General features: G+C 55.0%; 22 protein-coding genes. 17 read left to right on the top strand and 5 right to left on the bottom strand.

Annotated features, from left to right (window positions below; translation table 11 throughout):
• Positions 1-165: 165 nt before the first annotated feature.
• The 6 genes from HPY30_08600 to HPY30_08575 all read left to right on the top strand — a co-directional run bounded on the left by HPY30_08600 (position 166) and on the right by HPY30_08575 (position 7133).
• On the top strand, positions 166-1722 hold the full coding sequence (locus HPY30_08600; protein QYZ66043.1) for a 2,3-bisphosphoglycerate-independent phosphoglycerate mutase: 1557 nt from the start codon (positions 166-168) through the stop codon (positions 1720-1722).
• Positions 1719-2933, top strand: a complete 1215-nt coding sequence (locus tag HPY30_08595) for a peptidoglycan DD-metalloendopeptidase family protein (protein QYZ66042.1) — start codon at positions 1719-1721, stop codon at positions 2931-2933. Before HPY30_08600 ends, HPY30_08595 begins: the two co-directional genes overlap by 4 nt.
• A 141-nt stretch (positions 2934-3074) precedes the next feature.
• Positions 3075-4400, top strand: coding sequence for a S41 family peptidase (locus HPY30_08590; protein QYZ66041.1), 1326 nt, complete (start codon positions 3075-3077; stop codon positions 4398-4400).
• A complete protein-coding gene (locus HPY30_08585) occupies positions 4400-5242 on the top strand; it encodes a divergent polysaccharide deacetylase family protein (GenBank protein ID QYZ66040.1) in 843 nt (280 codons plus the stop codon). The genes HPY30_08590 and HPY30_08585 overlap by 1 nt, the downstream gene beginning before the upstream one ends.
• Complete coding sequence (locus HPY30_08580; GenBank protein ID QYZ66039.1) at positions 5170-5718, top strand: DJ-1/PfpI family protein; 549 nt, start codon at positions 5170-5172, stop codon at positions 5716-5718. The genes HPY30_08585 and HPY30_08580 overlap by 73 nt, the downstream gene beginning before the upstream one ends.
• An 8-nt stretch (positions 5719-5726) precedes the next feature.
• A complete protein-coding gene (locus HPY30_08575; protein QYZ66038.1) occupies positions 5727-7133 on the top strand; it encodes an MBL fold metallo-hydrolase in 1407 nt (468 codons plus the stop codon).
• 7 nt (positions 7134-7140) lie between these two features.
• Here the strand turns inward: HPY30_08575 and HPY30_08570 are convergent, their stop codons facing one another.
• Positions 7141-9033 (bottom strand): polysaccharide biosynthesis protein, encoded by a 1893-nt coding sequence (locus tag HPY30_08570; protein QYZ66037.1) that lies wholly within the window; start codon positions 9031-9033, stop codon positions 7141-7143.
• Between the two features lie 85 nt (positions 9034-9118).
• Here HPY30_08570 and HPY30_08565 point away from each other — a divergent pair, with 85 nt between their 5' ends.
• The 4 genes from HPY30_08565 (at position 9119) to HPY30_08550 (ending at position 13356) form a co-directional block, all read left to right on the top strand.
• Positions 9119-10333 (top strand): O-antigen ligase family protein, encoded by a 1215-nt coding sequence (locus HPY30_08565; protein ID QYZ66036.1) that lies wholly within the window; start codon positions 9119-9121, stop codon positions 10331-10333.
• Positions 10333-11403, top strand: coding sequence for a hypothetical protein (locus HPY30_08560; GenBank protein QYZ66035.1), 1071 nt, complete (start codon positions 10333-10335; stop codon positions 11401-11403). The genes HPY30_08565 and HPY30_08560 overlap by 1 nt, the downstream gene beginning before the upstream one ends.
• A 184-nt stretch (positions 11404-11587) precedes the next feature.
• Complete coding sequence (locus HPY30_08555; GenBank protein QYZ66034.1) at positions 11588-12760, top strand: DegT/DnrJ/EryC1/StrS family aminotransferase; 1173 nt, start codon at positions 11588-11590, stop codon at positions 12758-12760.
• On the top strand, positions 12760-13356 hold the full coding sequence (locus HPY30_08550) for a sugar transferase (GenBank protein ID QYZ67967.1): 597 nt from the start codon (positions 12760-12762) through the stop codon (positions 13354-13356). Before HPY30_08555 ends, HPY30_08550 begins: the two co-directional genes overlap by 1 nt.
• 43 nt (positions 13357-13399) lie before the next feature.
• Here HPY30_08550 and rffA read toward each other — a convergent pair whose 3' ends face one another.
• Genes rffA through HPY30_08535 form a run of 3 tightly spaced genes read right to left on the bottom strand, consistent with a single transcriptional unit; the run spans position 13400 to position 16043 of the window.
• A complete protein-coding gene (rffA, locus tag HPY30_08545) occupies positions 13400-14545 on the bottom strand; it encodes a dTDP-4-amino-4,6-dideoxygalactose transaminase (GenBank protein ID QYZ66033.1) in 1146 nt (381 codons plus the stop codon).
• Complete coding sequence (locus tag HPY30_08540; protein QYZ66032.1) at positions 14542-15165, bottom strand: class I SAM-dependent methyltransferase; 624 nt, start codon at positions 15163-15165, stop codon at positions 14542-14544. Before HPY30_08540 ends, rffA begins: the two co-directional genes overlap by 4 nt.
• The gene (locus tag HPY30_08535) at positions 15162-16043 is read right to left on the bottom strand and encodes a flippase-like domain-containing protein (GenBank protein QYZ66031.1); all 882 of its coding nucleotides are present in this window, start codon (positions 16041-16043) and stop codon (positions 15162-15164) included. Before HPY30_08535 ends, HPY30_08540 begins: the two co-directional genes overlap by 4 nt.
• A gap of 168 nt (positions 16044-16211) precedes the next feature.
• Between HPY30_08535 and HPY30_08530 the strand changes: the two genes are divergently transcribed.
• The 4 genes from HPY30_08530 (at position 16212) to HPY30_08515 (ending at position 20766) form a co-directional block, all read left to right on the top strand.
• The gene (locus HPY30_08530; protein ID QYZ66030.1) at positions 16212-17189 is read left to right on the top strand and encodes a glycosyltransferase family 2 protein; all 978 of its coding nucleotides are present in this window, start codon (positions 16212-16214) and stop codon (positions 17187-17189) included.
• An 83-nt stretch (positions 17190-17272) separates the two neighbouring features.
• Positions 17273-18496 carry an FAD-dependent oxidoreductase gene (locus HPY30_08525; protein QYZ66029.1) on the top strand — a complete coding sequence of 408 codons (1224 nt, stop codon included), beginning with the start codon at positions 17273-17275 and terminating at the stop codon, positions 18494-18496.
• Between the two features lie 12 nt (positions 18497-18508).
• Positions 18509-20005, top strand: a complete 1497-nt coding sequence (argH, locus tag HPY30_08520; protein ID QYZ66028.1) for an argininosuccinate lyase — start codon at positions 18509-18511, stop codon at positions 20003-20005.
• Positions 20002-20766 (top strand): phosphosulfolactate synthase, encoded by a 765-nt coding sequence (locus tag HPY30_08515; GenBank protein ID QYZ66027.1) that lies wholly within the window; start codon positions 20002-20004, stop codon positions 20764-20766. The genes argH and HPY30_08515 overlap by 4 nt, the downstream gene beginning before the upstream one ends.
• Here HPY30_08515 and HPY30_08510 read toward each other — a convergent pair.
• Complete coding sequence (locus HPY30_08510; protein QYZ66026.1) at positions 20763-22025, bottom strand: ATP-grasp domain-containing protein; 1263 nt, start codon at positions 22023-22025, stop codon at positions 20763-20765. The genes HPY30_08515 and HPY30_08510 overlap by 4 nt on opposite strands.
• A 335-nt stretch (positions 22026-22360) precedes the next feature.
• On the opposite strand from HPY30_08510, the gene HPY30_08505 reads away from it, so the two are divergent.
• The 3 genes from HPY30_08505 (at position 22361) to HPY30_08495 (ending at position 25473) form a co-directional block, all read left to right on the top strand.
• Positions 22361-23947, top strand: a complete 1587-nt coding sequence (locus HPY30_08505; protein QYZ66025.1) for a hypothetical protein — start codon at positions 22361-22363, stop codon at positions 23945-23947.
• Positions 23948-24112: 165 nt separating this feature from the next.
• On the top strand, positions 24113-24832 hold the full coding sequence (locus HPY30_08500) for a WbqC family protein (protein ID QYZ66024.1): 720 nt from the start codon (positions 24113-24115) through the stop codon (positions 24830-24832).
• A complete protein-coding gene (locus HPY30_08495; GenBank protein ID QYZ66023.1) occupies positions 24829-25473 on the top strand; it encodes a NeuD/PglB/VioB family sugar acetyltransferase in 645 nt (214 codons plus the stop codon). The genes HPY30_08500 and HPY30_08495 overlap by 4 nt, the downstream gene beginning before the upstream one ends.
• Positions 25474-25493: the final 20 nt, after the last annotated feature.

Raw genomic sequence — 25493 nt, 5'->3', positions numbered from 1 at the left:
TGAGAAGCCCCTGATTTGTTCGGGTTTTCCCTGATAAGCTGGTCGATGTCCGGATGGGCCATTCTGGCCTGAAAATTTGAAAAGTGTTTTAATGCAAAGGTTTATAAGCAATCTGATGGGGTAGACTTCCCGTTGCAGAGCGAAAGAGAAGTTAAGAGAGTTGTCATGACGGATAAGCCAAAACCTGTCGTCCTTCTCATATTGGACGGCTGGGGATATAGAGAAGACGAGAGTGCAAACGCAATAGTTGCGGCCAGCACACCGGTTTGGGACCGGCTGTGGAAAGAGTATCCCCATACCCTGATTCACACCTCCGGCGCCGCGGTCGGTCTGCCTGGCGGGCAGATGGGCAACTCCGAAGTGGGTCATCTGAACCTGGGAGCTGGCCGGGTGGTCTACCAGGAGTTTACCCGGGTCAGCCGCTCCATTCGCACCGGTTCCTTCTTCTCCAACCAGACTCTCACCAGCGCGGTGGACAAGGCTGTAGAGACGGACAAGGCGGTGCATATCCTCGGTCTGCTCTCGCCCGGTGGTGTGCACAGTCATGAAGAGCATATTCACGCGATGGTGAAACTGGCGGTTGAGCGGGGTGTAAAGAAGGTTTATCTGCATGCCTTCCTGGATGGGCGTGACAGGCCGCCAAAAAGCGCCGAGGCATCATTGAAGGCGATGAACGATGTCTTCGCCGAATTGGGCGCCGGCCGGACTGCCAGTATCGTGGGTCGATACTACGCGATGGACCGCGATAACCGCTGGTGCAGGACAGAGGTCGCTTATGATCTGCTGACCCAGGGAATGGCTGATTACAGCGCGACGGACGCCTGTGAAGGGTTGCTGCAAGCCTATGCACGTGGTGAAACCGATGAGTTCGTCAAACCCACTGCGATTGTGCCCGAGGGCGGATCCCCGGTGGGGATCGAAGAGGATGACGTGGTGTTCTTCCTCAACTACCGCTCAGATCGTGCGCGACAGTTGACGCGCCCGTTTATCGAGGAGGATTTTGCCGATTTTGAGCGCAAGGCCTGGGCGCCGCTTGGTGCTTTTGTCAGTCTGACGCAGTACCACAAAGGCTTCGAAATCCCCGTCGCCTTCCCACCCGAGCGGCTCAAGAACGGATTCGGCGAGTACATCGCAAAGCAGGGCATGCGCCAGTTGAGGTTGGCTGAGACGGAGAAATATGCTCATGTCACCTTCTTCTTCAATGGTGGCCGTGAAGAGCCGTTTGAAGGAGAGGACCGCATTCTGGTGCCCTCACCCAGAGTGGCGACCTATGACGAGAAGCCGGAGATGAGTGCGGAGGAGGTGACCGACCATCTGGTGGAGGCGATCAAAGGCGGCAAATATGACGTCATCATCTGTAACTTTGCCAACTCCGACATGGTGGGCCATACCGGTATTCAGGAGGCGGCGGAGCAGGCAATCGAGACCATCGATCACTGTCTTGGGCGTGTGAGGAAAGCCCTGCACAAAGCGGGCGGAGAGGTTCTGATTACGGCCGATCACGGCAATGCGGAGCAGATGGAGGATTTTGCCCACCACCAGCCCCATACCGCCCACACGCTCAATCCGGTGCCTTTGATCTATGTCGGCCGGGAGGGGACGCTGGACGAGAGTGGCGCCCTGTGCGACATCGCACCGACCCTGCTGAAACTGATGGGACTGGACCAGCCAGGTGAAATGAAGGGGCATGCGCTGATCAGATTTGAGGAAGAGGCGGAGTGATCCAGCGCGCCGGCGCCACGCTGCTGGCATTGGTGCTGTGCGCAGCGATACCTGGCGTCTCCGTAGCGGCTGAAAAAGCGCAACTGCAGCAAAAGAGTGAGGAGCTGGCCCGGGTCAAGGCCCGTATTAAGCAACTACAGACTCAGTTGCAGTCGGCGGAGGGTGAGCGCCAGGGGTATAACAGCGCACTGCGGGAGACCGAAGAGCGTATCGGCGATCTGGCCAGACGTGTCCGGGTCATCGCCGTGAGTCTCGATCGCCAGCGTCAGCGCATGGCGGAGTTGGAACAGGAGCGGGCCGATGCCCGACTGCAACTCGATTTTCACCGCCAGACGATGGAGCAGCAGATTCGGGCCGCCTACGTCATGGGAAGGCAGGAGAAGGTAAAGATCCTGTTGAATCAGCAGGATCCCGCCGTGGTCAGCCGGGTGATGGTGTATTACGATTACCTCAACGATGCGCGCCTGGCCCGCATGAACCTGATTCGCGACAGTCTGCAGCGTCTGGCCAAAATCGAGCAGGCACTCTCAGAAGAGGAGCAGCGACTGCAACAACTGCAGGCCAGGGAGGCGGCGGAGCGAGAGCAATTGGAGCGGACTCGGGTTGGCCGGGAGCGGGTGATAGCTGCGCTCAATGTGCGCCTTCGCAATAAGGGACAGGAGCTGGATCAGCTTAAGACCAATGAGAAGCAACTCTCATCTCTACTGGCGAATATTCAGGAGGCGTTGGCGGACATTCCGATGGAGCGCCTTGCGCATAAGCCGTTCGGTAAACTTAAAGGCCGCCTGCCCTGGCCCTCAAAAGGCAGATTGGCGGCCAGTTTCGGTTCTCCCAGGAAGGTTGGAAAATTACGCTGGGACGGTGTGCTGATATCTGCGCCCGAGGGGCGGGAGGTCAAGGCGGTGCACTATGGGCGCGTGGCCTTTGCTGATTGGCTGCGGGGTTTTGGACTGCTGCTGATTGTCGATCACGGTGACGGTTATATGAGCCTCTACGGTCACAACCAGAGTCTGTTTAAGGAGACGGGCGAGTGGGTAGAACCGGGAGAGGTGGTGGCGTTGGTGGGTAGCAGTGGTGGCCGCAGCACGTCAGGGGTCTACTTTGGCATTCGTCGTAATGGCGCGGCGGTGAACCCGAAGAAGTGGTGCAGGCGTACCAAAGGCAAGCGAGTCAGCGTGGTTCGCTCACACGCCGTAAACGATAGGGTGTAGGATGGGTTCGCAAGCTCACCACTTCCTACATGCTTACCACAAAGTCCAAAGTGCACTATGTTATGTGGAAGCGGTCTTAATCAGTCTGAACCGACTATTGAATTATTATCGCCAGAGGGCGATGTTTGCAGGAAAAATGGGATGAAGTTTTCGTTTCACAACTTTTTTGTACTAAGCTTCGGTGCTGTTTTCGGGATGGGGTTATCGGTGGCGGGATATGCTGCTGCTCAACCGGAAAAGGAGGCAGCCGAGTTGCCGCTGCAGGAGCTGCGCACCTTTGCCGACATCTTTGGCCGCATCAAGGCCAGCTACGTAGAGCCAGTGGAAGACAAGATACTGCTGGAGAGTGCGATACGCGGCATGCTCTCTGATCTTGATCCCCATTCAAGTTACCTCAATGAAGAGGAGTACAAAGAGCTGCGGGTCGGCACCAGTGGTGAATTCGGTGGTCTCGGCATAGAGGTGGGCATGGAGGATGGCTTCATCAAGGTTATCTCTCCCATCGACGATACCCCGGCACAGCGGGCGGGCGTGCTTGCCGGTGACCTGATTGTGCGACTGGATGATACGCCGGTGAAGGGGTTGTCCCTGAACGAGGCCGTCAACCTGATGCGCGGCAAACCCGGTAGCAGCCTTGTCCTGACAATTGCCCGGAAAGGGGCCGAAAAGCCCCTGAAGATCGCGGTGGTGCGTGCGGTCATCAAGGTGACCAGCGTCAAGAGCCGACTGCTGGATGAGCGCTTTGCTTATGTGCGCATCTCCCAGTTTCAGTCGCATACCACCGATGACATGCTGAAGGCGGTACGCAAGCTGGATGAGTCTGCCAAGGAAGGGTTGAAGGGATTGGTACTCGATCTGCGCAATAACCCCGGCGGTGTACTCAATGCGGCGGTGTCAGTAAGCGATGCTTTTCTGGAACAGGGGCTGATCGTCTATACCGAAGGCAGGGTGAGCGACTCGGCATTGCGCTTTGAGGCTGCGCCGGACGATGTGCTCAAGGGCGCACCCATCGTGGTCTTGGTCAACTCCGGATCTGCGTCGGCCTCGGAAATCGTTGCCGGTGCGCTGCAGGATCATAACCGTGCGGTAATCATGGGCAAGCAGACCTTTGGCAAGGGCTCGGTGCAGACCATTATCCCGATCAATCAACACACAGCAGTGAAAATGACCACTGCGCGATATTTTACCCCTTCAGGCCGATCCATCCAGGCGGAGGGCATCAAGCCCGACATCGAACTGGAGGATGTGGAGGTATCCGCGTCGAAAGGCAATGGTGTGAAACCGTTGAAAGAGGCGGACCTTTCCGGCCACCTGGAAAACGGCAATGGGAAAGCAACAAAACAGACAGGGGAGAATAAGGACGACAAAGAGAATAAGGGCTCTTTGGCGGCCCGGGACTACCAGCTTAGTGAAGCGCTCAACCTGTTGAAAGGGTTGACGATACTGCAAAAACGTAAGGCAGGCTGATGAGCGGTCTCCGGCAAACATGTTCACTCCTGTTGCTGGGGGTTGCCGCCATTCTCGTGCCGGGGGCTCAGGCGGATGATGCAGAGGGGATCGGGAGATCCCCCGCCTATATCGCGCTGATTATCGATGATATGGGCAACCGGCGTGAAGCCGGCGAGGCAGCACTGGCCTTGCCGGGCGCCATCACTTACTCGTTCCTGCCCCACACCCCGTTTGCCAAAGTGCAGGCCGGCATCGCCCACGCTACTGAGAGAGAGGTGATGCTTCATCTGCCGATGGAGTCGAACGAAAACTATCCGCTGGGCGCGGGTGGTCTGACGATGGATATGGAGCGTGATGCCTTTGTCCTGACACTCGCTGAGGACATAGCATCGATCCCGTATGTGGCCGGCATCAACAACCACATGGGCAGCCGAATGACCAGTGATGCGGAGACGATGCGTTGGCTGATGGCTGCGCTCAGAGATTCGGCGCTCTTTTTTGTCGACAGCCGCACCACCGACCAGACCCAGGCTGAAGCGGTGGCCAGGGAGAATCTGGTGGCCGTCACGCGGCGCAACGTCTTTCTCGACAACGAACGGGATCCGGAGGCGATCCGGATGCAGTTCCAAAACCTGATTCGTCTGGCAAAGAGAGACGGCAGTGCCGTCGGCATCGGTCATCCGCATCCGGAGACCCTGGAGATTCTGGCGGAGATGTTACCGTTGCTCGAACACGAGGGGGTACAGCTTGTGCCGGCCTCGCATCTGACAAACCAGGAGAGAAGATTATGGCACGCGTCCTCGTCCCCCTCGCCCAAGGCTGTGAAGAACTCGAAGCCGCCACCATCACCGATCTACTGACCCGTGCCGGGGTGGAAGTGGTGACGGCAGGCCTCGACGATCAACCGGTCAAGGCCTCTAAAGGCTTGACCCTCCTGCCTGACACCACCCTCGACGCCGTTGTGGATGAGTCGTTCGATATGATCGTACTGCCCGGCGGATTGCCCGGTGCAGACTATCTGGATCAGGATCCGCGTATTCACCGTCTGCTGCAGCGCCTTGCGGGGGAGGGGAGGTACACCGCGGCAATCTGCGCCGCCCCCAAGGTGTTGGCCAGTGCCGGACTGCTGGAGGGCCGTTCCGCCACCAGCTATCCCGGTGTGCTGGACGGGATGGATCTGCCGGGCGTGGATGTGAACCTGCGGCCGGTGATTGCGGACGGAAAGGTAATCACCTCCCGCGGGCCGGGTACGGCAATGGACTTCTCCCTTGCGCTGATCGAAGCACTTGAAGGCAAGGCCAAACGGGATGAGGTGGAGGCTGGCCTGGTTCGCTGATTTCACACATGGACGAGTTTCAGATCATTCACCACGGAGCGGTGACAGGCGTTACCGGTTCCTGCCACGAACTGTTTGTCGGTGCTGGAAACAGCGTACTCATCGACTGTGGCCTGTTTCAGGGGGAAGAGGCCTCCCCCGGTGGTGCCCACGCGGATCAGCTGGAGATTGACTTCGACATCCGCCAGGTGCGTGCGCTGCTGGTGACGCATTGCCACATCGACCATGTCGGGCGCATTCCCTGGCTGATCGGGGCAGGATTCGATGGGCCGATCTACTGCTCCGAACCCACCGCAGAACTGCTGCCCCTGGTGCTAGAAGATGCGTTGCGAATTGGTGTTACCCGTAACGAAGGGTTGATCCGCCGTTTCCTCAAACGCATCAAAAAGAGACTCAAACCCCTTGGATATGCTCAGTGGGTAGTGGTTCTGCCTGCCTCCACCGGGGTTTCCCTGAAGATTCGTTTCCAGCCTGCCGGACATATTCTTGGCTCCGCCTATATCGAATGTCTGGCCAAGGTTGCCGGCGAGCAAAAGAAGATCATCTTTTCAGGAGACCTGGGCGCCCCCTATGCACCTCTGCTGCCCGCCCCAAAGCCTCCCTATTCAGCCGATCTGCTGGTGCTGGAAAGCACCTATGGCGATCGTTTGCACGAGGGGCGCCGGGAGCGCCGTAATAGGCTGCAGGCGGTGGTGGAGCGCTGTTTTGAAAACCGGGGTGTGATCTTGTTTCCCGCCTTCAGCATTGGTCGTACCCAGGAGCTGCTCTATGAACTGGAAGCGACTTTCCACCAGTGTCGTGGCCGCAAGGTGGGTCGGAATATTGATTGGGATGATGTGGAGGTCATCGTTGACTCGCCGCTGGCCAGTGAATTCACCAAGGTCTACCGGCGTCTGCAACCGTTCTGGGATCGGGAGGCAAAACGCCGCCTCATGCAGGGCCGTCATCCCCTCAGTTTCGAGCAGATGACAACGATCAGAGAGCATCAGGACCATCTGGCCGCCGTCAACTATCTGAAAAAGACGGCCCGCCCGACTATCGTGCTGGCCGCCAGCGGCATGTGCAGCGGGGGACGAATCGTCAACTATCTCAAGGCGCTGATCGGTGATTCCCGTACCGATGTGGTGTTTGTAGGGTATCAGGCGGCAGGCACGCCGGGAAGAGCCATTCAGCGCTACGGGCCGGAAGGCGGTTATGTCTTTTTGGATGAGAAACGCTACACCATCAGGGCAGGTGTCTATACTCTGGACGGTTATTCGGCCCATGCCGACAGGGATTCACTGGTGCGATTTGTGAAAGGTATGCGCAGGCGACCCGCAGAGGTGCGTCTGGTGCATGGTGATGACGAGGCCAAGCGGGCGTTGAAAGAGGCGCTGCAGGTGGCGCTCCCGGAGACGAAGGTCGAGATCCCCTGAGCGGCGGCTATTTTTTCAGATAGATGATATCCGCTCCGTTGCTGCTGGACTGCCCGTTCGGTTGGGGGCCGTGCTCCGGCACCAGAGAGTGCAGTGCCTTGTCCAGTTGCAAGATGTCCATGGATTCACAGGCTTCTGTAACCGTTTTCATGGTCTCATTGAGACCGTCCCAGTCCACCTTGCGGTGGCGCGCCAGAAACACCTTTTCATGCCGGGTCTTGTCGAGCGCCTCTTTTTCGTGGAACAGCTCCTCGAACAGTTTCTCTCCCGGGCGCAGGCCAATATACTCGATTTCGATATCCTCTCCCGGCTTTTTACCGGATAGGTGGATCATCTGTTCAGCCAGATAGCTGATCTTCACCGGTTCGCCCATGTCCAACACAAAGATCTCACCGCCATCCCCAAGCACCACCGTCTGCATGATTAGCTGGCAGGCCTCAGGGATAGTCATGAAGTAACGCTCCATGCGGGGATCAGTCACCGTGACCGGCCCGCCCGCGGCAATCTGCTTGCGGAAGAGGGGAATCACGCTACCCGCTGAGCCGAGCACGTTACCGAAACGGGTGGTGATAAACCGGGTGTTGGAGTGTGCATTGAGATTTTGGCAGAAGATCTCTGCCGCGCGCTTGCTGGCGCCCATGATGTTGGCCGGGTTGACCGCCTTGTCGGTAGAGACCAGCACGAAGACGCTGCAGTTGAACTGGTCTGCCGCTTCAGCAACATTACGGGTGCCGAGCACATTATTACGCATCGCCTGACGAAGCTGGGGTTCGAGCATGGGAACGTGTTTGTAGGCGGCTGCGTGGAAGATGACATCGGGGCGGTGCCGGGTGAAAACATCATCGACATAGGGACGGTCGGTGACGTCGCCAAGGTGGCACTCCAGTTCCAGATCGGGAAAAGCCTTCTGCAGTTCCATCTCGATGGAGTAGAGATTGAATTCACTCTGCTCCAGGATCACCAGCCGAGTAGGTTTTAGCCGGGCCAGTTGACGGCAGAGTTCTGCGCCTATTGATCCGCCGCCGCCGGTGATCAACACGGTTTTGTTCGACAGGGCCCGATCGATGGCGGGCCAGTCCAGCGAGACCGGTTCGCGTCCCAGCAGATCCTCGATGGAGACCTCACGGAGGTCGTTGATCTGTACATTGCCGGACATTAGATCGTTGAGTTGCGGTACCGCCTGGAAGGGTATGTGGGCCTGTTCACAAAACTCGACCACCCGGCGCATTTGTGAGGAAGTGGCCGACGGCAGGGCGAGCATGATGATGTCGATTTCGTATTGCTCGGTTAATGCCGGGATGGCATCACAGCCACCGGCGACGGGTATGCCGTGGATGTCCCGTCCATGGTGTCGTGGGTTGTCGTCCGCAAATGCCATGGGCTGAAACGCGTCGTGGCGGTTGCGCAGAATGTCTCTGGCCAGCATCTCCCCCGCCTTTCCGGCGCCAACGATAAGTACGCGCTGACCGGAAGAGAGAGAGAGCCGGTTGTCCTTCAGCCAGCGGTAGATCATTCTTGGGCCGCTGAGCAGCAGCAGCAGCAGAAGAGTGTAGATGACGGGAACGGAGCGGGGTATCTCCTCTGCCCGTGTGATCACAAAAAGCAGGGCCATGCCGATGGCGCTGCCAACCGCAACCGCTTTGAGGATTCTGAGAAGGTCCGGCAGAGAGGCAAAACGCCAGATTCCCCGGTAGAGGCCGAAAGCGATAAATGCGCCAAGCTGTACCGGAAGAATGACCAGCAGGGCCTTTAAGCCCTCATCGAAAAATTCAACCGGCAGCACGCCAAGGTTGTACCTCAGCCAGAATGCAAGGGTCCAGGCGATGGGCACCATCAGAGTGTCGTGAATCAGAGCCGTGCCCTGGGACTGGAATCGAGCAGGAATGATGTTTTTTCGCATGTCCTTGTCTGGCGCTTCTCTTTATTGAGGAGTGATTCTATCATGGTCCATTTCGCGACCCCTACCAGGAGTGTTTGAACGAATCATGATGACTTGGCGTCAATGGCAGCAGCGGTTTGATCTGGCTGCCCGGGGCATGGCGGTGTTCGCCGCTTTTAGTGTGCCGATGCCCACCGCATGGCTCACCGTCGCGATGGGCCTGCTGCTGATTTTCTGGCTACTGGGCGGCGGCTACAGCAACAAATGGCGGGGGATGCGGGAAAATCCACTGACTCGCTGGTCGGTCCTGCTGCTGCTGGCTTTTGCTCTGGGGCTGCTCTACAGCAGTGCCGGGATGGATGAGGCGTTGGACAAATCGGGCAAGTATCTCAAACTGCTCTATATCCCCCTGTTGATTTCGCTACTCGACAGCCGCCGTTGGCAAACGCGTGCGGCCAACGCCTTTCTGCTGGCGATGCTGCTTACCCTGGTCGCCTCTTGGGGTATGTATGCTGACCTGATTCCCCAGGCTACAAAGTTGTTCCCCAACACAGTGTTCAGAGGGCGTATTGCACAGAATTTCTTTATGGCCTTCACCGCCTATCTACTGTTTGACCGGTTTATGAGGGAAAGCGGCCGATGGCGCTGGCTTTGGGGTTTGTTGCTTGGTCTGGCGCTGATCAATGTGCTGCTGCTGGTAGGTGGGCGCACCGGCCAACTGGTTCTGCTGGTGCTGATCCTGTTGGCCGCCGTGCAGTATCTGAACTGGCGCGGTCTGCTTGCTGGAGGGCTGGTTATTGTGTTGATCAGTCTGCTTTCCTACCAATTTTCAGAGAACTTCAGCAGCCGGGTTGATCTGACCTTGCAGCGTTTGGACGCGTTCAGTGACAATTCCCGTGATCACGAGCTGGTGGGTAATCGTTTGGAGATGTATGGCAACTCACTGGAGCTGATTGGCCGTCATCTGATGATCGGTACGGGCAGCGGCAGTTTTTCGGTTGAGTATGCCGAACTGGCACGGCAAAAGGGGTTAGGGTTGTTGTCCGATAATCCCCACAATGAATATCTGAATATCACCGTGCAGCTGGGGCTGGTGGGTCTGCTGCTCTTCCTGCTGCTGCTCTACAATCACTGGCGCCTCTCCGCGCAGGTTGATCCGCTCTTCCGTGGATCCTCCCAGGCTTTGGTGGTGGCGATGGCTGTAGGCTGTCTCTTCAACTCCTTCCTGATGGACAGGGGGGAAGGCAGCTTCTATGTCGTTCTGACGGCGGTCTATCTGGCTGGCTTTAGCCGCGCCCGTCTGCAGAAGATGGAAGGTTGATGCCCCGACTCTTCGTTGCAGTCTCCGCCCACGGCTATGGACACCTCTCACAGATCGCGCCGGTGATCAACGGACTGCAACGCGATCTACCCGTTCTTCAGGTTGTGATTCAGGGCGATCTGCCGGCGGAATTCATTCGCAGTAGAATTGACGGTCCCTTCGAATTGCTGGCCGAGGCCTGTGATGTGGGCATGGTGATGGAAAATCCATTGACCGCCGACTGGCAGGCCACCCATGAAGCCTATCGGTTTTTCCATCAGGATTCCGCTGAAAGGCTGATGCGGCAAAGGGCCTTACTGGAGTCGGCAGCGCCGGATCTTCTGCTCGCCGATGTGCCTTGGTTACCTCTGGTTGCGGCAAAGGAACTGGGCATCCACGCGGTGGGGCTCTGCTCGCTGACCTGGTTTGATATCCTCCATGAAGGCCCAATGACGGCTCTCCCCCTGGACGATTGCCTGCGAGATATGAAGCGGGCCTATCAGCAGGTTGATCTGTTTTTGCGGCCTGCGCCCTCGATGCCGATGGCGTGGCTGCCCAATAGCCATCCGATAGGTTCCTTGGCAATCAGGGGCAAGCCGCTTCGTGAAGAAATTATCGCGCGTCTCGGTCTGCCCAGTGAGAGTCGTATCGGCCTATTGCAGTTTGGGGGCGTGAGCGGGGTAGTCGCTGCCGACGCACTCCCTCTGCTTGAAGGGCTGGTCTGGCTGGTGCCCGAGGTTATTGAGGCGGCACGTTGTGATTTTTTTACCGTTCCCGAGGGGATAGCATTCATCGACCTGATGGCATCCTGCGACCTGATGATCACCAAGCCGGGTTACAACAGCTTTACCGAGGCGGCGGCGAATGGATTACCATTGCTTTCGGCGGCGAGAAATGAGTGGCCGGAGAGCCGCTGGCTGGTTGACTGGGTGGCTGAGCGGATTCCGTTCAGGCAATTGACGCAGGCAGAGTGGCGACCGGAACCGCTGAAATCGGCGATTGAGTCGATGCTGGCAGCGCCAAGACCAGAACCCGCTCCTGCTACCGGGGTGGAGGATGCGCTTGCCCTGTTGCGGCCCTGGTTCAACTAAGCTGAATTCTGTCATCTCGACCGCAGGGAGAGATCTCAGCCAACGGAGCACTTACTTGCAATTGAGGTATGAGATTTCTTCTTGCGGCTGAGTACGAACCTAAGAGCAGAAATGACAATCAACGGGCGCTTGCTTAAGATGGCGCCATTTTTTCGCGCCCACCCCAATAACAGGTTTTGATTGGATGAACAGAGACGATTTCCTGCCTTTTGCTCTGCCCAGCGTCAGTGAAGATGAGATCAAGGAGGTGGTGGACACCCTGCGCTCCGGCTGGTGGACCACGGGCGCTAAGACGAAGAGATTCGAGGCGGATTTTGCCGAATTTGTCGGTGCCCGCTACGCTATCGCGGTCAACTCCGCTACAGCCGGTCTGCACCTGGCCCTGGAGGCGATCGGCATAGGTACAGGCGATAAGGTGATTACCACCACCTTTACCTTTACCGCCACGGCCGAAGTGATCCGCTACCTGGGGGCTGATCCGCTGTTCGTCGATATCGATCCACAGACCCTCAATATCTCGGTGGATCAGGTGGAAGATGCCTTGAAAAACCACCCGGAGGTGAAGGCGATAATGCCGGTCCACTTTGCCGGCCAGGCCTGCGAGATGGATGAACTGCTGGCGCTGGCTGAACAGTATGGTGTCAGGCTGGTTGAGGATGCAGCCCATGCACTGCCGGCGACCTATAAAGGGCGCAGGATCGGCACCCTGGGGGATGCCACGGTCTATAGTTTCTACGTGACCAAGACCATAGCCACCGGTGAAGGCGGCATGGTGGTGACTGACGACGATGCCATCGCCGAGCGGGTGCAGGTGATGCGCCTGCACGGTATCAGCAAGGATGTCTTCGACCGTTATACCTCAGATAAACCCGCCTGGTATTACGAAGTGATTGCGCCCGGTTATAAATACAATATGACCGATATCGCCGCCTCTTTGGGATTGCATCAGCTGAGGCGGGCCGAGGCCTTCCGTCAGCGGCGAGAGCTGATGGCGCAGCGTTACGATGCTGCTTTTGCCGACCTGTCGGTGCGGTTACCGTTTGTTAAACGCCCCGATGATCTCCACGCCTGGCACCTCTATGTGCTGCGTCTGCAGATGGGGGAGCTGACCATCGACCGTGACCAGTTTATCGAACTGATGGCTGAGTGGGGCATAGGCACCAGCGTGCATTTTATCCCGCTCCATCGCCACCCCTATTGGCGCGATACTTACCAGCTTGATGCCGTCGACTTTCCCGTTGCTGAACAGGTCTTCGCTGAATGTGTCAGCCTGCCGTTATTCCCGGCCATGAGTGACGGGGACCAACAACGGGTGATCGAGGCGGCAACGGCAATTCTGCAGGATGCCTGCCGGTGATAGCCAAGCGTCTCTTCGATCTGCTACTGACTCTGCCGGGGCTGTTGTTGTTGCTGCCGTTGATGGCAGTGATCGCTCTTTGGGTGCGGCTCGATAGTCCAGGGCCGGTGCTGTTTCGCCAGCAGCGGGTGGGCCGTGGTGGTGTCTCTTTCGCACTGCTGAAATTTCGCAGCATGAGAGTCGATGCCGAGAAGCTGGGACCGAAGGTGACAGTGGGGGCCGATCCGCGCATCACCCGCAGCGGGCAGCTCCTGCGCAAGTCGAAGCTGGATGAACTGCCCCAGCTCTTCAATGTGGTGATGGGGCAGATGAGTCTGGTGGGGCCACGTCCCGAGGTGCCTGAGTATGTGGCCCACTACCCGGCAGAGATCCACGATAAGGTGCTCTCGGTACTCCCGGGTATTACCGATCTTGCGTCCATCGAGTTCCGTAATGAGAACGCCATGCTGGAGGGGGCGGACGATCCGGTTGCCACCTACCTCAACGAGATCATGCCGATCAAGCTTGACTACTATGTCTCTTACGTGGAGCAGCGCAGCTTATGGCTCGACCTGAAGATTATCTTCAGAACCTTCTGGGCGGTCGTTTCACATTGATGGATCGTTGGGGCTCCTGAGTCACTCCGGCCTCTTGTGATAATCACCCGCTGGTTGGGTACGTTTTGATTACCTCTATCACCCGCTTTTGGCTGGCCTCATCCATATCGGTATAGAAAGGCAGGCGCACCAGCCGGTCGGCCACATCCCGGGTAACCGGGCAGCCGAGGGGCGCACGTCCGTCGGCCTGTCCCATATCCGAGTCGTGCAGCGGCAGATAGTGGAAGACGGCGGAGATCTGCTGCGCCTTGAGATGCCGGATTAAGGCGCTGCGTGCTTCCAGCGACGGCATCAGCAGGTAGAACATATGGTAGGCCTGCTCGCAATGGGCGGGGATGGAGGGCATGCCGATCCGCCAGTCTGTAGCCCAGTCGGTCAGCCCTTCACGGTAGTTTTCCCAGACCTGCTTGCGGCGGGCCTGAATCGAATCGACGTGGGAGAGCTGGCCGAAGAGGAAGGCGCTCAGAATGTCGGAGATGACATAGCTCGACCCCCTGTCCACCCAAGTGTATTTATCGATCTGGCCACGGAAGAAACGCGCCCGGTTGGTGCCTTTCTCGCGGATGATCTCAGCCCGCTCGATATAGGTCGGATCGTTGATAATCAAGGCGCCACCCTCGCCGCAGGTGATGTTCTTGGTCTCATGGAAGCTCTGGGTCGCCATGTGACCGATGGTGCCCAGATGACGGCCCTTGTATTTGGCGTAGAGGCCGTGGGCGTTGTCCTCGATGACGATCAGGTTATGGGCCTTGGCGATGGCCATGATCTCATCCATCTCGCAGCCGACACCGGCGTAGTGGACCGGCACAATGGCGCGGGTGTTGTCGGTAATCAGTGCCTCCAGTTTGGTCTCGTCCATGTTCAGGGTGTCGGGACGGATGTCGGCAAACACGGGGATTGCGCCATGCATCAGGAAGGCCAGCGCGGTGGAGACGAAGGTATAGGAGGGCACGATGACCTCGTCGCCCGGCTGCAGATTGAGCAGGATCGCGGCGATCTCCAGCGCATGGGTGCAGGAGGTGGTCAGCAGCACCTTCTCGGTATCGATCAACTGCAGTTCCAGCATCGCCTGGACCCGCTTGGTGAAAGGGCCGTCTCCAGCCACCCAGCCGTTTTCAAAGGCTTCGGCGATCAGTTCGGTTTCGTTGCCGGCCCAGGCCGGGCGGTTGAAGGGAATGGGGTTATTCATAATGGTCCACTGCACTGCAGAATGGCGTGGCTGTAAGGGATACGCAGCAGGTCGGTACGGACTTCTAGATCGACCTGTTGGAAATTTTTCATTGCCAGTTGCCTATAGGCTTCGGGTTTACGAACATTCTGGCCCCGGTCCCTGGATATGACCCAATTGGCCAGCGGGTTACCGCCATCGAGGCAGCAAGGGTCGAGGGTGACGAGGCGGGTCTCGGGTTTTGCCACCGAGGCGATGCTGGCAAACAGGTCGTGGACCTCATCGTCTGAGAGGTGGTGCAGCAGCCCTTTGGCAACGACAATGTCGGGTTTGCCCAGTGCCTCGTAGTCCAGATCGGCGACATCGGCACAGACAAAATGGCCCTTCTCACCATGTTCGTTCCGGGCGGCGGTGATGTAGTCGCTGGAGAGGTCCATTCCCACATAGTTCACACCATCCGGTAGATAGTTGAGCAGATTGCCTGTGCCGCAACCGACATCCAGCAGCCGGTTGCCTGCCGTCGCCCGAATAAACTGATCAACAAAGATATGCCGGTTCTTTTTACCCAGCAGATCCTGCAGCCACTGGTAGACGCTGGCATGGGAGAGGATGGCGCGTAGTCCACTGGTTACTTGTGTCATCTTGACTGGAGTTGTTCGCTGCTTCGACTGAGATTGAGAATGATACCGCCAATCATACCGACCAGCACCTTGCTGAGATAGACCATGAAGGAGAAGAGGATGGCGGAGGAGGGATCTACGCCGAACAGTGCCAGCACACCAACCAGGGTGCCTTCCCGGACCCCAAGCCCCCCCAGAGAGATCGGCAACAGGGTGGTGATGAAGGCTATCGGCATGGCGATCAGCAGCCAGAAGAACGGGGTGTCCGGGAGCAGGTAGGAGAGAATCAGCCAGGAGAGCAGGGCATCGCTGCCCTGTGCCAGCAGACTGAGCAGAAAGGCGGCGATGGCGGCGTGCAGGGGCAGTCGAAATCTGCGGGAGGCAAAGATGATTATCAGGCTCAGCAGTGCAACCGCAACAATCAGCAGATGGATCTGATACTGGCCGAAATCGATATGGGGCAGGTCAGCGCCGCCTATCAGCAGACCGACAACAAACAGGCTTAACAGGGCACCGACCCCGAACAGCCGTTCCATGAAGATGATCAGCCCGGAGGTTTTCAGATTGATCCCTGTATGCGACATGGCGTGGTTGATGCGCATCAGGTCGCCGCCGATAGCACCGGGCATGAAGATGTTGAAAAAGGCACCGAACAGATAACCCTGGTAGGCTGTGCTCAGCGGCAGTCCTTGGACGCTTTTCTGCTTGAGTAGCAGTTGCCAACGAAACGCCAGAAACAGGTCGAGACCGAGAGTGCCGACCATGCCGATAAAGATATAGAGCAGCGCATAGAAATCGAGACTGGCCAAACGTTGCCAGTCGAGCAGGTAGAGCAGGCCGGCAAGCAGGGTGATCGAAACAGTGGCCTTGACGGATTTAGGCAGCTTAATCGGCTTCATGATGGGGTGGCTGGCAGAGTGCTTGCTGAGTTTAGTCCGTTAAGGAGGGGCAGCCCCTATAGTGAGAAGATGATCGAGTATCCAAAGATGCGGCAGTCTGGATTTGATTGTACCATTGTTCGCATCTGTCTCATGCTCTCTACAGGATGCTGAAAAACCCGGTTGTCTATGACAAAGATATCGCCCCATCTTTCTGTAGTCTCCCCCGTTTACGGTTGCGCGACGATTCTGCCTGCGCTCTGTGCCGAGCTGGCTGAAAGTCTTGCCGCCATTACCGAAGAGTATGAGATCATCTTCGTCAATGACGCTTCCCCCGATGGTGCCTGGGAGGTCATACAGCAGTTGGCGGAGGCTGACCCGCACATCCGTGGGGTCGATCTGTCGCGTAACTTTGGCCAGCACGCGGCTATACGCGCTGGCCTGGCGCTGGCCCGGGGTGACTGGGTGGTGGTGATGGATTGTGACCTGCAGGATCAGCCAGCAGAGATCTCCAAACTCTACACCAAGGCGATGGAGGGCTATGAAGTGGTTTTCGGCCGTCGGGAAAGTCGTCAGGATTCCTCAGCCAAGGTGTTATCGGCACGTCTTTATCGCAAGATTCAGGACTACTTTACCGACAGCAACAGTGACCCTGCAGTGGCGAACTTTGGTATCTACCAGCGCAAGGTGATCGAGGCCTTCAACAACATGCGGGAGCAGACCCGTACCCTGCAGCTGACCATCCGCTGGCTCGGTTTTCATGCGACCTCCATCAATATTGAACATGCGCCTCGTAGGGAGGGACGCTCCAGTTACAATTTCAGGCGCTTGCTGAGCATGGGCCTGAACATCATTGTCTCCGAGTCGAACAAACCCCTGAAGCTGTCGATCTCCTTCGGCTTTTTCATGGCCATGATCTCCCTGCTCTATGCCCTCTATCTGGTGGCCCGCTACTTTATCTTTGGAGTCACTGTGGCGGGCTGGACCAGCGTTATTGTCTCCATCTATTTTGTTGGCGGTCTGCTGTTTGCCAACCTGGGCATACTCGGGCTCTACCTAGGCAAGGTGTTTGATGAGACCAAAGCGCGTCCGATCTATGTGGTGAGGGAAGTTACCAGGGATTACAACAGGGGCTTGGTGGGCGAGTCAGATGATGGTTTCTCCTGATTCCTGCGTTGTCACGGGTTCAAACCGCATTGTCTGAGCCAACGGATTTTAATCGCCATATTGAAAATGCTCTGGTTAGTGATGTGTTAATCATCGGCTCAGGCGGGGCCGGTTGCGCGGCAGCCCATGAAGCCAGTCAGCGGATTAGCCGGGTGGTAATGTTGACCAGAGGCGGATTTCTGGAGTCGAAAACGGCTCGGGCGCAGGGCGGCATACAGGCGGCGGTGAGCGACGCGGACTCCACCTCCCGGCACTATGCAGATACCATGGCGGCCGGAGAAAATGCCAATGACCCCGAGCTGGTGCAGATCCTCACCTCCAGTGCATCCAACACCATCGACTGGCTGGAACAGCAGGGTGTCAGATTTGACCGGGAGGGGGCGGACTACCGGCTGCAGGGGGCAGGCGGCCTGAGCATGCCGAGGATTCTCTCTTGTGGTGACGCCAGCGGAAACCGCATTATGGCGCAGATGGCCGAGATGGTGAAGAAAGATGGGGTCAGAGTGGTGGAATATGCCGCAGTGCGGTCGATTCGACCCCAGAGAGGATTTTTTGAAGTCGATGTGCTGACCCTGCAGGACGGTGCAGGATACTGCCTGCGGACTGCTGCCATCATCATCGCTGCAGGTGGGGCGATTCCCAGCGAGAAGCGAGCGGGGTTGGAATTGCCCGGCGGGGCAGAGATTCCCGACGGTTTACAATTGGCTACGGCTGCCGGTGCCGAGGTGGCCAGTCCTGATCTGATGCAGTACCACCCCACCGGCATCGTGGTGCCGAAAGCGTTGCGGCGCAAACCGGTGCCCGAGGTGGTTCGAGCGGCAGGTGCGGAGCTTTTGAACAGCGAGATGAAACCCTTTGTCGATGCGCTGGCCACTCGCCGCAAGGTGTGTGATGCCATTGTCAATGAGTGTCAGCGAGGACGATGCGTGACTACAGAGGATGGTCGAAAGGGGGTCTGGCTGGATACACCGGCAATTGATCGGAAACAGGGAGCGGGGCATACAATGCGGTCGTTCCCGGCCTTCTATCGTGAGATGCTCGAGTTAGGTCACGACATTACCCGGCTGCCTGTGCTGGTCTACCCTTTAGCCCATTATAGCCTGGGCGGGATTCGTATCGATGCAAACACCCGTACGACGGTCAGCGGCTTGTTCGCTGCAGGTGAGGCCACTTGGGGAGTGCACGGCAAGGATCGTCTGATGGGCAACTCCCTACTTGATATTTTTGTCTTTGGTCGTATTGCCGGGCAGCAGGCGGCCTGTTATGCAGAGAAACATCCGGTGCCTGCCGGTTCAACAGAGAGATAGCGGATTACCAAGATGTCAGATTACTACGGAGAGGGTGGCAGACTGGCTGCCACACCCCAGGAGATATTGATCAACTCTGCCTATAAACATGATTGCGAGGATGCGGATATTCTGCTGCCGGGGCTGCACAAGGCGGATCTTGCTCACGCCATTATGCTCATCGAGCAGGGGATTATTCCCCAGGAGCCTGGTGCTGAATTGATCAGAGGATTGCAGGTCCTGGAGGCGATTTCGGTAGCGGAATTCCCCATAGACCCTGCGTACGGTGATGTTTATAACAGCAAGGATGTCGCTCTCAAAAAGGAGATTGGAGAGGTTGCTGGATGGCTGCATATTGGCCGTCCCCGCCGCGAAGCGGTAAATATCGGTTATCTGATCGCAGTCAGAGAAGGACTGTTAAAACTTGGTAGCGCCCTGATTCGCCTTGCGACTATTATGGTGGCAAAGGCAGGCCAGAATGCGGCAACGATCATTCCTGATTTTACCTACCTGCATCATGCCCAGGCGACCAGCTATGGTCATTATCTGTTGACCTTTCTCTATCCCCTGCTGCGTGACCAGCAGCGGCTGATGCAAGCCTTTGACAATATCAATCAGTCGCCGGCTGGTTCGGGTAGCGTCAATGGTTCACGGTTGCCACTGAATAGGGAAAGGCTGCGGGAGCTGCTTGGTTTTGCCGGCATCGCGACCCACACGCGGGATGCGATGTGGCAGATTGATACGCCGATAGAGACGATGAGTCTATTGTTAAGCATCATGACCAACCTCAGCCGTTTGGCGGAAGAGCTGCAGATCTGGAATACGGCGGAGTTCAGCATGGTTGATCTTCCCGACTCTCTCTGCCGGGCCAGCGTTATCATGCCGCAGAAGAAGAATCCCTATCCCCTGGCCTACATTCGCGGCGTCGCAAGCTCATTGCTGGGTAAACTGCCGAGTTTTGCCGCCTATGGAAAAATTGCCAGCGGCAACCCCGACAGCCGTATTTTTATCTATGGTGAGCTGCCTCGCAGCCTACAGAAGAGTATCGAGGCGGTCGACCTGATGTCTGCGGTTATAGAAGGTATGGAGATAAATGGCGAGACAACTCTGCAACGGGTTAAGGCCGGTTTCTCCTATGCGGCGGATGTGGCGGAGTTTATTGTCATGGAATACCGCCTCGATTACCGTACCGCACACAATGTTGTAGGCGCGGCAGTGCGCAGCATGATCGAGACGAGTCTGCCGGGCTCGGATTTGACTGCAGAGATTCTTGATAAGGCGGCTATGGCCGTCACCGGTAAAACTCTGAATATGGATGACAAGAGCCTCAGCGAGATGATCAAGCCAGAGAGTATCGTCGCTTCACGACAAACTGTCGGCGGTGCTGGAAATACACAGCTCAAGGAGATGCTCGCAGAGTGCGGAGTGCAATCCGAACAGTTCAGTGGCTGGATTGCCCACCAGGAGAAGAGCTGCAGTTTGGCAGTATTGGATGCGGCTGCGGCTGCTTTGATGGAGAGTAGCGAATGAGAGATCTGTTCAATTTGCCGAAGCGATCGGTCAAGCCCAGAAATGCCGGGATTACCATGATGTTGGACAGCGGCCTCTCCCCGCAGCAGGTGGAGAATACCCTTGATGGCTCCGTTGACTATATCGACTATGTAAAGCTGGGTTGGGGTACCTCCGTTATCACGCCTGGCCTGAAAGAGAAGTTGGCCCTCTATACCCGCTGGGGTATTCCTGTCTGCCTCGGGGGGACGCTGTTCGAGCTGGCTGTCCTGCAGAACAAAGTTGTTGAGCTGCTTGATCGTGCAGAGGCCCTTGGCATAAAGATGATCGAGGTCTCGGATGGTTCCATTGATATCGAGCATCAGGAGAAGCTGGATGCGATCAGCAGCATTGCCGAGCGTTTTATCGTGCTGTCTGAATTCGGCAGTAAGGATGACCTGACGGTTGTGGCGCCGAGGCTTTGGGTTAAGGCAATGAACGAGGAACTGGAAGCCGGGGCCTGGAAGGTGATTGCCGAGGGTCGAGAGTCGGGTACTGTGGGTCTCTACCGTCAGTCGAAGGAGATTCGCACCGGTCTTGTGGATGAACTGACCCTGGATATATCACCGGATGACATACTCTGGGAAGCACCGTTGAAAGATCAACAGGCGTGGTTTGTAGAGAAGTTTGGTGCAAATGTAAACTTGGGAAACATCTCGCCAGAGACGGTCATCGGCGTCGAAACCCTGCGCCTGGGCTTGAGGAGCGATACCATCAGCCATTTTCATGGCGTTGAAAGTTAGCGACCAATCATGTGCGGGTCGTCCGGCCAGAAGATCATTTCTTTGCCGGTATCGTCGTAGACATGGTGGTTCTCGTAGAGGGTTCTGGCCCGCTGCATCAGCGTCTCCCGGTCGGGGGCCGTGCAGATAAAATAACCGATCCGTCCGAGGGCGTTGACGATTGTCCTCTGCTCGTATCCTTCCCGATAGTAGTAGCCGTTCTCCACCAGTTCCTCGGTCGTATCGGGGTTGGGTAGTGACTGGGCTGTAATGCTGCCTGGCCGGGCGAGGATGAAGTTGACTAGGGCGTGGTGCTTCACCTTTTGCGGGTCAAAACTGTAATCCAAGGGAGCGGCCCTGCCAGTCAGTGCCAGGTCGATGAGGAGGTCGGTAATGTTGATGCCGGTGACGAGCGGGATCAGGCTGTCCTCGTGACCACCCCCTACCCGGCAGCTTCCCTCGACGAAATAGAGTTGCTCATGGCCGACGATCATCTGCACATATAGGGGGCCATGGCTGACACCGTAGGCGGCGCCCAAGTCGACCATCAATGTGCGTATCTCCCTGGTCAGCTGGGCCGCATGGTGGCTGGGAAATACGTGCTGAAAGCAGACGCCCACAGCCGGCGGGGCATTATAGGTCACCCGGTCCGTCACCGTCAGAAGGGTCGCATCTCCGTTGTGCAGCCAGGCGCAGACGGTGATCTCAGGACCGACGATGAACTCTTCGATAATGGCGTTGCCACAACGAGAGGCGTCGAGAGCGGCCTCAATCGCGCTGCTGAACCTGTCCGGTGTCTCTATGATGCTGGTGCCGCGCTGGCCCTGAGCATCAGTTGGTTTGATGACCACCGGGTAGTGAAGGTGCATGTCCTTGGCATGAATGGGCTTCTCTCGGCTGACGATCAGTGAGCGGGGACGAGGTAGTCCCGCTTGTTCCATCACTTGAGTCATTGCCTGTTTGTTGGTGCAGATGTTTGCTGCCTGAGGTGTGAGGTAGCAGGGGAGCTGCAGGGCATCTGCGGTTGACGCCATGGTATTCAATGCCTGATCGGTGCCTGAAGTGATGACCCCGGCGACTCCGAACTCGCGCCCCAGTGCGATGTTAGCATCGATATCCATCACATCGGTCATGGTTTGATAGCTGCAGAAGGCACGCCCCGGTGAATCTGTAAGATAATCCGATATTACGGTGCGGATACCTCGTTTTTCAGCTTGTTTGATTAAACGAAGCTGGTAGCGACCGGCGCCGAGGACTAGCAGTCTTTGTTCGGAATTCACAGTGTTACGGCCTTCGAAATAATTTGGGTGTGGCGACTAAAGAGTTGGTGTCTGCTAACATACATAAGGTTCAATCAATGTGGATTATGTGTCAAGCATAGTCAGTTGTCATCAGCATGCTGTTAACCGTCAGACCTGACAAGGTCCATCAGTGTAGGTCTTAACATTTAGATTAGAACTATTTATCGATAAAGGTCATGATGTTACAGGGACAGATTAATCAAAGGAAAGATTTGATACACCGGACAATATTCGCACTGATCACAGCGTCGGTCGTCTTATTTGTCAGTTACTATCTGTTTACCCCGTACTACATGACAAATGATGATATCTCCATGAGGCTGAATGCGAGTGGAAAATACTTCGCTTACAATTATGAACCCAACGAGTATCTGTTATTCATCAATTATCTTTATGGAGTAGTATTAAAGTGGCTGTACAGCCACTATCCGACAGTCCATTGGTATGATCTGCTTTTTACGACGCTTAACACGATTGCAATGATCGTGTTTATGGTTGTTAGTCAGGGTCGACATCACAGCTATCAGATCAAACTGGCGCTTTTCTTTTTCTCGCTTGCTTTTTTTCCCATACTTTTTTACCAGCCTCAATTTACAGTAACAGCCGTATTTCTCGCATCAAGTGGTCTTTTGGTACTTGCCTATCTATTGGCTTATACCTCTGGTAGCCGGAAGTGGTGTTATTTAGGATTGGTGTATTTTGTAATTTCAGTATTTATTGCAAGCCTGATAAGAATGAATTCAGCATTGTTGGTGCTTGTTTTTGGAATGCTACTGATTACTCCGATAGCTTTAAGGAGATATGCTGGAAGTGCAGATAAAAGAATATTACGCAGTGCGATTGTTTCAGTGCTGCTTCTGAGTGCAATTATATATTTTGGTGAGCGGGTAAACAAAGATTTCTATGCGAAAAGCCCTGGGCACAATGTAGCATTAAAAATAAACAAATTACGTTCAGGGATGCAGGATAATGCGCTTATCACCTTGCGTGAAGGAGAGAGAGAAAGGATTGATTCAGCCTTATCATCTGCCGCAGGTGATTATTGGAGCCTGAACGATTTCCTGATGTTTCGTAATTGGATGTTTGCAAACGAAGAGGTTTTTTCTCTAGCCAATATTGAAAAAAATAACAAAATATTTTTTCCGATAGTTTCAAAGAAGAAGAATTTGGCAAAGAGTATAAAAGAGGTCATTGCCGGGTTGTACCGATTACATGATCAATATTATAAATATGTTGTCTATTTGCTTGTGTTAGCTATGGTGTTTTCTGGCGGCCGTCTTTTCAACCACTCAATCTATTTGTTAAGTGCTTTTGCGCTGATATTTTTAATAATTTCATTTGTTATAAAGATTCCTCCATTTCGCGTATATCTTGGAATGTACATATTGATGGGAGGCATGGTATTTGTATTAAAGGACTATTATTCTGAGGAAAAAGGGGTGCAGATAAACAAGGCTGCACGAGGGCTATTCATCTTCTTTTCAATGGTGATGCTGATCTTTGGCTATGTAGGAAATCATATTAAGTCGTATAACCTGGAGCACTATATTCAGGATTATGATTTACTTGATGATCAACATGGCTATGTTTTTTTTGCAGGCTTTCCTAGCTATACGTCACTGGTATTGCCTTTTAGGAGCGAGAAGGATCTCTCTTCAATAAAGATGGTTAGCATTGGCTGGGCATCAAAGATGCCATACGTTCAGGATGCGCTTAAAGAGTACGGCATCAATAATTTCGAGTATTCAATGTGCACAAACGACGATGTTCTTATTTCAGGGTCAGCAGAAAGAATGGAGCGTTTGGTTATTTTTATGCGCGAACACTACCAAAAAGATGTAGAAATTCTTGAATATAAAAAAGGCGAAATATTTGATTTAAAGCGGTGTACGTTAAAATGAATGGAGGCAGTTATTCAAAACTATGCGAGTGTTGCTGCCAACCTATGGAAATCTTGAGATGTCCTCAACGGCGGCCAGTGTGATTGGCTATCTGGCAGGCTTAGGCTTCATCCAGGATTCATATGAAAAATCGAAGTGCCTTGAACGGATGATATAGATCTGAGTATGAGTAAAATAGGGGCAATTATCCAATCCAGTTACTTTCCATGGAAAGGATATTTTGACATGGTCCATGATGTGGATCTATTTGTTTTTATGGACGATGTGCAGTTCACTACTCGGGATTGGCGTAATCGTAACTTAATAAAAACGAAACGGGGGCCGCTGTGGTTGACTGTGCCTGTTGGTGCAAAGCGAAGTCGCCTCATTCAGGATGTCGAAATAAACCAGCGTCGCTGGCAAAAAGAGCACTATAAAAGCCTCAAGCATCACTATGGAAAAGCCCCATTCTTTCACTATGTTGAAGCCCTTATAAATGAAATATTTTTAGGGGAGGAGTGGGATAATCTATCTCAAGTGAATCAGCATGTTATCAAAATAATTGCACAACAGTATCTGGGTATTCGAACGGACTTTATAAATGCAGGCAGCTTGAATGTTACCGGAATAAAAACAGAACGTCTGATCGCAATATGCAAGGCAGCAGGAATCACTCATTATCTCTCTGGTCCTACTGCAAAAAACTATATCGAGCCTTCCTTGTTTGATGAGGCGGGAATAAAGCTGGTTTTCAAAGATTACTCTGATTACCCAGAGTACCAGCAGTTGCATCCACCGTTCAGCCATAATGTAAGCATTCTGGATCTGTTGGTTCATGCTGGCCCGGATGCGTCCCATTATATCTGGGGATTTCGTGATGCCAAAAACACTAGGTGCGGACGATGAAGAAACTCATTATTTTTGGTGCATCCTATTTCGATTTAATTAAATTAGTTGGAGCAATCAATCAAAAAGAGGCAACATGGGATCTACAGGGTTTTCTTGATGACACGCCTGAAAAGCAGGGGGCTTCCTACTTCGAAGTGCCTGTGCTGGGTGGTCGGGATATGTTGGAAAAATTGATTTCAGAAGGTTGTTTTGTATTTAATAATGTCTGCGGGCACTGGTCGAGAAGTGAGAAAATTACGGGGCTTTTACAAAATCAAGGGTGTCAATTTGCGAGCCTGATTCATCCGGATGTCGATTTGAATTATGTGCAAGTGGGTGAAAGCATTATTTTGCCTCAAGGGTGCCTGGTCGGTAGTGGCACTAAAATTGGTAACTTTGTATCGGCCAGATTGGGCGCCATTATCAGTCATGATGCTATTGTTGAAGACCATGTTTTTATCGGGCCGGGAGTAGTAATTGGTAGTGCAGTCCACTTAAAGAAAGGCGCTTTTATCGGTGCAGGCGCCACAATTATGCTGGGGCGTACTATTGGAGAAGGCGCGGTAGTGGGTGCAGGTTCAGTAGTGACAAAAGATGTCCCAGATTGTTGCACGGTTGTCGGTGTGCCGGCAGCCATTCTGAAAAAGAGGCGTACCTGAATTGAAAAAATTGATTATCA

The sequence above is a fragment of the Gammaproteobacteria bacterium (ex Lamellibrachia satsuma) genome (assembly GCA_019623805.1).
Lineage (GTDB): Bacteria > Pseudomonadota > Gammaproteobacteria > Chromatiales > Chromatiaceae > QGON01.
The sequence above is the reverse complement of the archived record's forward strand: the minus strand, read 5'-3'. Positions and strand labels throughout refer to the sequence as shown.